The following is a 6,484-nucleotide window of genomic DNA, read 5'->3' as shown; positions in this document are numbered from 1 at the left end:
CTGGATCGCCGCATGGAACACCGACCCAAAGCCCTACATCTGGACCAAGACCGCAGACGAGATCCTCGAACGCCTCGCCTCATATCTGAACAGAATTCCTGACTCAGAAGACTAGAGCCTGTCCGAAAAGTCGCGCCCGGCACGCGGGCTACGCCCCGTAGCCGTTACGGCTCGGAAGGCGCCCCCGACGTTGTCGGGATCACCCGGGTACGCCCGGTACGAGGGTGACCCTCCGGCTTGCGATTCTCCCCCGGGCCCTGTGGGCGGGCCCGGGGAGACCCCAGGCACCGGGCACCGCGGGCCGTGTCGTGCGGGCGGACGCCGCTCCTATCCGGACAAGACCTGGACCCGTCGGCGTTCCGCTCCGCATTCCACCGAGGTCACCCCTGCTCCGCTCCGGCGAGCTGCACGCTCCGGGCCCCCACGATCCCGGCACGAGGCCGGTCGTGGCCCGGCCCGTTCACGGCTCCAGGGCCACCTTCCCGAGGGCCCGCGTGGCCCGCCGTACGTCGATCCGGTTCTCCACGTCCACGGTCAGCTCCGGGCGAGCGGCCGCCGTACGCCGTCCCGTGGAGCGCGTCGGGGGCGGCGCTGCCGGGTGCCAAGGGCGAGCATGCGCGACAGCGTCTGCTCACATATGACCAGTGCGTCCCGGCCGTGCCCCCGACGGACCGCGCCCTGTTCCACCCCGGCGGTGTCAGCCCCGTCGACCCGCGGCCGCGGACACCACGGAGTTCACGGTCGCCGGGTCCTCGCCCGTGAGTTCCACGATGCGGTGCGGCGCGACGCCCGCCGCCACGGCCCGGGCGAGCAGCGCGTCACGGTCACCGGCGCAGTCCCGGTAGGCCAGCAGCTCCTCCTCCACCCGGGCGAGGGCGCCGGGCGCGAGCGCGTGGCGCAGCTGGAGCAGTTCCTCGTCGCTCAGCGGTACGGGCAGCTTCTCCGCCCCCTCCGGGATGGCGCCCGTCTCCTCGGGCGGCAGCAGCCGGAGCTCGCCCGAGGCGGACGTGACGCCGTGCGCGTCCAGCCAGGCCCGTACCGCGGGAGTTTCCAGACAGGCCAGATCCCCCACGGAGGCGAGCGGCGCGCCCGGCGGGGTGGCCGAGCCGTCCGCGAGAAACAGGTAGGCGTCGTCAGTCATGTTCTCTCCTCGGCGCACGCGTTGGTCGTGTGCTGTCCCGCTTACCCCCTCCGGCGCCGGACACCGCCTTCAGCGTCCCCCAACTCGGTGGATCCGGGTGATGCGGACCCCAACCCTGGAGGTCTGGGCGCCCGGCCGGGCGTGGGCCGGCTGTCGTGGCGGCTCCCGGCGATGGTGAGGTCACGCCGGTGTTTATGGGGCCGGGCCGCGTGCAGCTTGCCGGGCGGTCCACTCGCCGGCCGTGGCACGTTCGGCGGCCGTCAGGGCGCGGGGTCGTGGGGTCGCGAAGCAGCGGATCGAGGTCGGGGCCGAGAGCACCGGCGGTGGGGGCGCGCGCACCGCCCCGGTCCGCCGGGGAGGAGAGGCCCGTCCCCCGTCCACCGGGACGGGGACGCGGCCCCGGTTCCGTCCGGCGCGCATACCCGCACCACGGCCGCGCCGTCGGTGCGGGGGCGCGGGCCGGCGAAAGCCCGCAGCAGCCACCGGGCCTGACCGGGTCTCACGAAGAAGACCCGCAGGTGCAGCGGGATCCTCCACGCCCGCCTGCCGGCCGCGCCGCCAGGGAGCGGGCGACCTCGTCGGCGGAGGCAGCGCGTACGACGCCCCGGCACAGAGCGAAGCGGAGCCCCAGGCGCGCGCTTGGGACTTGGCGTCCGCTCGGGGTTCAGGCGCGCCGGTCCCGGCAAGCCTGCACGAACTCGATGCAGACCCACACAGCCATGGTGAGGACACCGACGAGAACGACGCTGCCGACAAGGAAGGGAACCGTCATGCCGCCAGTATCTCAGGCGATCACCACCGACCTTCAAGGGCCCCGGCTCATGGGGACCGGAGACGGGCCGCGGTGGCGGCGTGGTCCCGGAGCGGGCTCCGTCGCGTGTCACCGGTCAGCGCCTGGCGGTCGGTGGAGGGCTGGTCGGCCGGATTCATGAAGGCCTTACCGGCGCGAGCGCCTGGGCTCCGGCACTGCGGGAGGCGCAAGGCCGACGACCACGTGGCCGCCACCTCCGTCGTCGTCATGACGGCGCGGACGGAACGTCAGAAGGCAGACCAGGAACCGTCAATTGGACGCCGCCCGCTGCGAGCGTGACCCGAGCCGACTCGCCGAGCGGACCGCGCCGCCCGCCACCGTATCGACGCGGCCGGGAAGCAGTGCGGGCCCGTCCGGGCCTGCCTGGCGTCTCAGCGCATGCGGGGGGTCCTGCCCTCGGCCGGCTTCCGACCCGGCGACCCGGTCCACCTCTCGTACGGCGTGCCGTCCTCCAGCCGAGCGGAGCGCGGACGCCGACCGCGGGGTGGCGCGTCGGGAGCCTTGGACAACCAGGCGGCTTGCGGTGAAGGGTGGTGGCCCGGACGGGGGCACGCCCCCTGGGTCAGTGCGGGCCGCCGGGCATGCCGTAGGTGTCGGCGATCAGCTCGGTGGAAAGCAGCCGGGCCTCGAAGGAGTGGCCGACGCTGCCGATCATGAGCTCGTCGACGCCGGAGTCCCTCTGCACGAGGTTCAGGTGGGCGGTGCCCTGCTCGGGGGTGCCGTGCGGGACGTGGGACAGCCAGCTGTGGACGGCCTGGCGTTCTTCGGCGTCGTAGGGTAGGCGTCCACTTCCTCGGGGGACGGCAGCAGGGAGGACTCGCGCTGGAACATGCGGAGCATGGCGTGTGCCAGGGTCCCGGCCTGGCGGCACGCCTCACGTTCGTCCTCGGATGCCGCGACGGTGAAGCTGACCAGGGCGTACGGCTCGGACAGGGCCTCGGACGGGGTGAACCGTTCGCGGTACGGCCGCAAGGCGGCCACGACGTCGCGTGGGTTGAAGTGCGCGGCGAAGGCGAACGGCCGGCCGAGCCGGGCGGCGAGCTGGGCGGAGTAGCCGGACGAGCCGAGCAGCCCACCGGCAGGTGGCCGGTGGGCGGGGTGACGCCGTTGAGCCGGTCCTGGGCCGGCCCCGGCACGGCGTACACGCGGCCGGCGTAGGGGTGCGCGGCCGGGAAGTCGTCGCCGAGGAAGCTCAGCAGATCGACCACCTGTCACGGGAAGTCCTCGGCGTCGTGCGCGCCGCGGCGCAGGGCGGCGGCCGTGGTGTGATCGGTGCCCGGGGCACGGCCCAGGTCCAGGTCGATGCGGCCGGGGGCCAGGGCCGCGGTGGCTGGCGCAGCGCGACCTCGCCCCGCCCGGCACCGGCCTGGCGGCGTGCGCGACGCAGCTGCCCTCACTGCGTGAACAGGTCAGGTCACTCCTGGCCTCCCGAGTCGCCGGGCAGCCCGCCCTCCCCGCCGCCCTCAGGGCGATCAACGAGGGCCATGAGCCGCGTCCCCACCGCATCCCTCCTGCTGTGGGACGGCAAGACGGCGCCTTGTCGCGCCGCACCCCACCCCACCACCGCGATCGTCGAACACGCCCTGGCGCTCATCGCCACCGACACCGCCGACCTGCTCACCGCCGCCGACGCCGCCCGCCTGACCGCCTGTGCCTCCCCGCCCCGCAACCGCTTCCTGCTCAAGCACGGCCGGCGCCAGTGGTGTTCCACCCGCTGCGGTGACCGCGCCCGCGCGGCCCGCGCCTATGCCCGCCGCACCTCGATGGAGTGACGACACCGCGCCGCCGCCCCGGCACGGACTCGGCGTCCCCCACTTCGGACACCAGGGCTTCGACAAAAAGGTCCGGGGACCATCGCCTTCTGGTTGGATCGGCGTATGAGCGAACCGACCATCCCTTTCCGGGATCAAGCCGAGTGGGAACGGTGGCTGGAGGATCATCACGAAAGTGAAGCCGGGGTGTGGGTGAAGATCGCGAAGAAGGCCGGCGGCATTCCCGGCATCTCCTACACCGAAGCGCTCGACGTCGCCCTCTGCTTCGGCTGGATCGACAGTCAGCGCGACAGGGTCGACGACCTGTACTGGCGGCAGCGTTTCACGCCACGGACCAAGAGGAGCCCTTGGTCCCAGGTGAACCGGGGGCGGGCCGAACGACTGGCCGCGGACGGCCGGATCCGGCCGGCGGGCCAACGGGAGATCGACGCCGCCATGGCCGACGGACGCTGGGAGGCGGCCTACGCTTCGCAGAGCAAGATCACCGTCCCGGACGACCTGCAGGAAGCTCTGCTGGAAATTCCCGAGGCGGCGGAATTCTTCGCCACTTTGAACAGCAGGAACAGGTACGCGATCCTGTATCGCGTACAGAGCGCCAAGAAACCCGAGACGCGGGCCAAAAGGATCGAGAAGTTCGTCACCATGATGGCGAATCACGAGTTGATTTATCCGTGACGATCCGTCGGCGGCGCCCGGCACGTCAGAGCGCCGCCCGACCCTGCCGTCACACGCCTGCGTGAAGGACGGGTCGCCGACGCTCTTGCCGGGCTCGGCGAACTCGTCACCGGTCCCCGGCGGGCCACCACCGGCGCGCCCCGGGCCCGCGACGGTCCACAGCGGCGAGAACTCCGCCCACGGTCCGCCGCCACCCCCGGAAGGCGGGGACGTCATCGCCTTCACGTCCGGGGCCCGCGACCTCATGCACGGGCTGCCGACCGCTCCGCCCGCCACCCGCATGCTCGTTCCTGCGGTCCTCTCGCACCGATCCTGCCGCGATCAGCACCGAGCCGCACTCGGACCCGCTCCTCCCTCCCCCACCGCCTCGGGGCGACGGCCCGCGCCATGGTCGTCACAGGCCTCCCCAGATACCCCCCTAGGTATATCTGTTACGGTGGGGTCCAGATACCCCGGGGGGTAAATGCGCCGTGAGGGAGAGTGTGTGCCGTGTTGTGCGGGCCCCGGCGCCACTCCCCCTCCTCCTCGGCGCGGCTGCGTACGGTGTCACAGCATCTCGAAATCCTCGTAGTCGAAGCCCGGGGCGACGACGCACGAGACCAGGACCGGTTCGTCGCCTGCTGGTTGTGCGGTCTGCCAGACGCCGGCGGGGACGAGGAACTGGGGCTTCTGCCCGCCCTCGATGTCGGGCCCCACCACGACGACGCCCGCCTCCTCGGGAGCAGCCGCGCTGCCGCCGAGCCGCAGGGTCAGCGGGCTGCCGCGGTGCCACAGCCACATTTCGTCCGAACGCAGCCGGTGCCAGCGGGAGACCTCACCGGGGTGGAGGAGGAAGTAGATGCCCGTCGCGAACGGGCGCGGTCCCGCGAACCCGTCCGGAACGGCTGCCGAGCCGGTCTGCCATGTGCGCCGGAACCATCCGCCCTCAGGGTGCGGCTCCAGTCCGAGGCGCGTCACCAGCTCACAGATTTCGCTCATGAGTGAGCATTCTGGCGCATCACGCCCTGATGGTGAACGCCGCGTTCTCCTCCGCCTTCGGCCCCTCCGGGCCGGCCCCGGCGGTCACCGCCGGGTGGCAACGCGAAGGGCGTACGGCCTGACGGGGAGGAAGGAGGAGCACCCCGGAGCATGGTGCGGCACGGTGGCGGCGCCTGGGTGAGCTCCCCTCACGGAGGCCGTGCGGGCGGTGCGGCCGGCCGCCTCGGGGGCCGCGGCCACCGTCCGCCACGCGCCTACTGCCAGCCCATGTTGCCCTGCGCCGTGACGGTGGGGACGGACGGGGCGGGCTCAGCAGCTGCTGTCGAGGCGGCGAACAGCGGGGCGACGAGGGCGAGCGTGAGGACCGCGGCGGCCTGAGCGATGTGCGTGCGGGACATGGGGTTCTTCCGTTCCTGGGTGGTGACGGCACGTCGGGCACGCGGCCTGGATCGGATCGGTGGCGCCCCGCGGTGGCGCTTTCCGGTCTGCGTGCCTTCTGGGTGGTGTCCGTTCGGACGAGAACTACTTTCGCCGCACGCCGGTGGAGGTGGAAGGGCCGGCGCGTGGACGGAAACGGCAGCGGCCGTTTGTGTCCACCTGCGGCGGGGGCAGCCCCGGTCGATCGTCGGGCGGCCCGCTCGGCGCCGGGCGTTCGGTGTTCCGCCGGACCGGCCCGGAACGTCGGAGCTCCGGACGGTGCCAGGCCTCACTGTCCGTCGATGACGATGAGGGGGGCTTCCGCGCGCAGGAGGGTCCAGCCCGACAACTCGGGGCGGCTCTCCAGGAGCCGGCCGCAGACGGCTGCCGCGCTCGCTTCCGCCCGGGCCAGCGACTCGGCCAGGAGGAAGAGACCCAGCACCGGCGCCGAGGGCACGTCACCGTGCACGCTGACGTGCTCCACGCCCTCCCCGGGGCGGGCGCACCCGTGGACGAGTGCGCGCACGTCGGATGGCAGTTCGCCGCCCTGGGCCGGCGGTCGCAAGTGCGCGTGTACGAGGTACATGACCCCTTCCTTCTGCCCTCCCGCTGCGGGCATATGATGATCTTTTTGTATGAGAGATGAGCAGTTCCGGGGGGAATGACATGCTGTCTGCGCTGGGCCTTGAC

General features: G+C 72.6%; 8 protein-coding genes and 2 pseudogenes. 4 read left to right on the top strand and 6 right to left on the bottom strand.

From position 1 onward, the window contains the following. Nucleotides 1–115: pseudogene (locus RIF68_RS22995) on the top strand (IS630 family transposase); the annotation flags it as partial. A 582-nt stretch (nt 116–697) separates the two neighbouring features. Here RIF68_RS22995 and RIF68_RS22990 read toward each other — a convergent pair. The 3 genes from RIF68_RS22990 to RIF68_RS22980 form a co-directional block, all read right to left on the bottom strand. Continuing rightward, on the bottom strand, nt 698–1,141 hold the full coding sequence (locus RIF68_RS22990) for a DUF6003 family protein (protein ID WP_309053186.1): 444 nt from the start codon (nt 1,139–1,141) through the stop codon (nt 698–700). A gap of 1,373 nt (nt 1,142–2,514) precedes the next feature. Further along, entirely contained in the window at nt 2,515–2,637 is a 123-nt protein-coding gene (locus RIF68_RS22985) for a hypothetical protein (RefSeq protein ID WP_309053185.1), read from the bottom strand. A gap of 5 nt (nt 2,638–2,642) precedes the next feature. Next, nucleotides 2,643–2,933, bottom strand: coding sequence for a hypothetical protein (locus RIF68_RS22980; protein ID WP_309053184.1), 291 nt, complete (start codon nt 2,931–2,933; stop codon nt 2,643–2,645). A 349-nt stretch (nt 2,934–3,282) separates the two neighbouring features. Between RIF68_RS22980 and RIF68_RS36535 the strand changes: the two are divergent. The 3 genes and pseudogenes from RIF68_RS36535 to RIF68_RS22970 all read left to right on the top strand — a co-directional run. Next, a pseudogene (locus RIF68_RS36535) lies at nt 3,283–3,468 on the top strand (ABATE domain-containing protein); the annotation flags it as partial. Next, on the top strand, nt 3,437–3,724 hold the full coding sequence (locus RIF68_RS36530) for a CGNR zinc finger domain-containing protein (protein WP_375165733.1): 288 nt from the start codon (nt 3,437–3,439) through the stop codon (nt 3,722–3,724). The pseudogene RIF68_RS36535 and the gene RIF68_RS36530, both read left to right, overlap by 32 nt. A 105-nt stretch (nt 3,725–3,829) precedes the next feature. Further along, entirely contained in the window at nt 3,830–4,399 is a 570-nt protein-coding gene (locus tag RIF68_RS22970) for a YdeI/OmpD-associated family protein (RefSeq protein WP_309053183.1), read from the top strand. 546 nt (nt 4,400–4,945) lie between these two features. Here RIF68_RS22970 and RIF68_RS22965 read toward each other — a convergent pair. The 3 genes from RIF68_RS22965 to RIF68_RS22955 all read right to left on the bottom strand — a co-directional run bounded on the left by RIF68_RS22965 (nt 4,946) and on the right by RIF68_RS22955 (nt 6,380). Continuing rightward, nucleotides 4,946–5,377 carry a cupin domain-containing protein gene (locus tag RIF68_RS22965; RefSeq protein ID WP_309053182.1) on the bottom strand — a complete coding sequence of 144 codons (432 nt, stop codon included), beginning with the start codon at nt 5,375–5,377 and terminating at the stop codon, nt 4,946–4,948. Between the two features lie 254 nt (nt 5,378–5,631). Then, a complete protein-coding gene (locus tag RIF68_RS22960; protein WP_309053181.1) occupies nt 5,632–5,775 on the bottom strand; it encodes a hypothetical protein in 144 nt (47 codons plus the stop codon). Between the two features lie 308 nt (nt 5,776–6,083). Beyond that, on the bottom strand, nt 6,084–6,380 hold the full coding sequence (locus RIF68_RS22955) for a hypothetical protein (RefSeq protein ID WP_309053180.1): 297 nt from the start codon (nt 6,378–6,380) through the stop codon (nt 6,084–6,086). Between the last annotated feature and the right edge of the window lie 104 nt (nt 6,381–6,484).

It is taken from the genome of Streptomyces sp. (assembly GCF_031178505.1).
Lineage (GTDB): Bacteria > Actinomycetota > Actinomycetes > Streptomycetales > Streptomycetaceae > Streptomyces > Streptomyces gulbargensis.
Note: the sequence above shows the minus strand (reverse complement) of the source record. Positions and strands in the feature narration are given on the sequence as shown.

What these genes read in the sequence shown, in the direction of transcription:
- RIF68_RS22990 (WP_309053186.1), bottom strand. Translation starts at nt 1,141, where the DNA reads ATGACTGACGACGCCTACCTGTTTCTCGCGGACGGCTCGGCCACCCCG.
- RIF68_RS36530 (WP_375165733.1), top strand. Translation starts at nt 3,437, where the DNA reads ATGAGCCGCGTCCCCACCGCATCCCTCCTGCTGTGGGACGGCAAGACG.
- RIF68_RS22970 (WP_309053183.1), top strand. Translation starts at nt 3,830, where the DNA reads ATGAGCGAACCGACCATCCCTTTCCGGGATCAAGCCGAGTGGGAACGG.
- RIF68_RS22965 (WP_309053182.1), bottom strand. Translation starts at nt 5,377, where the DNA reads ATGAGCGAAATCTGTGAGCTGGTGACGCGCCTCGGACTGGAGCCGCAC.
- RIF68_RS22960 (WP_309053181.1), bottom strand. Translation starts at nt 5,775, where the DNA reads ATGTCCCGCACGCACATCGCTCAGGCCGCCGCGGTCCTCACGCTCGCC.
- RIF68_RS22955 (WP_309053180.1), bottom strand. Translation starts at nt 6,380, where the DNA reads ATGTACCTCGTACACGCGCACTTGCGACCGCCGGCCCAGGGCGGCGAA.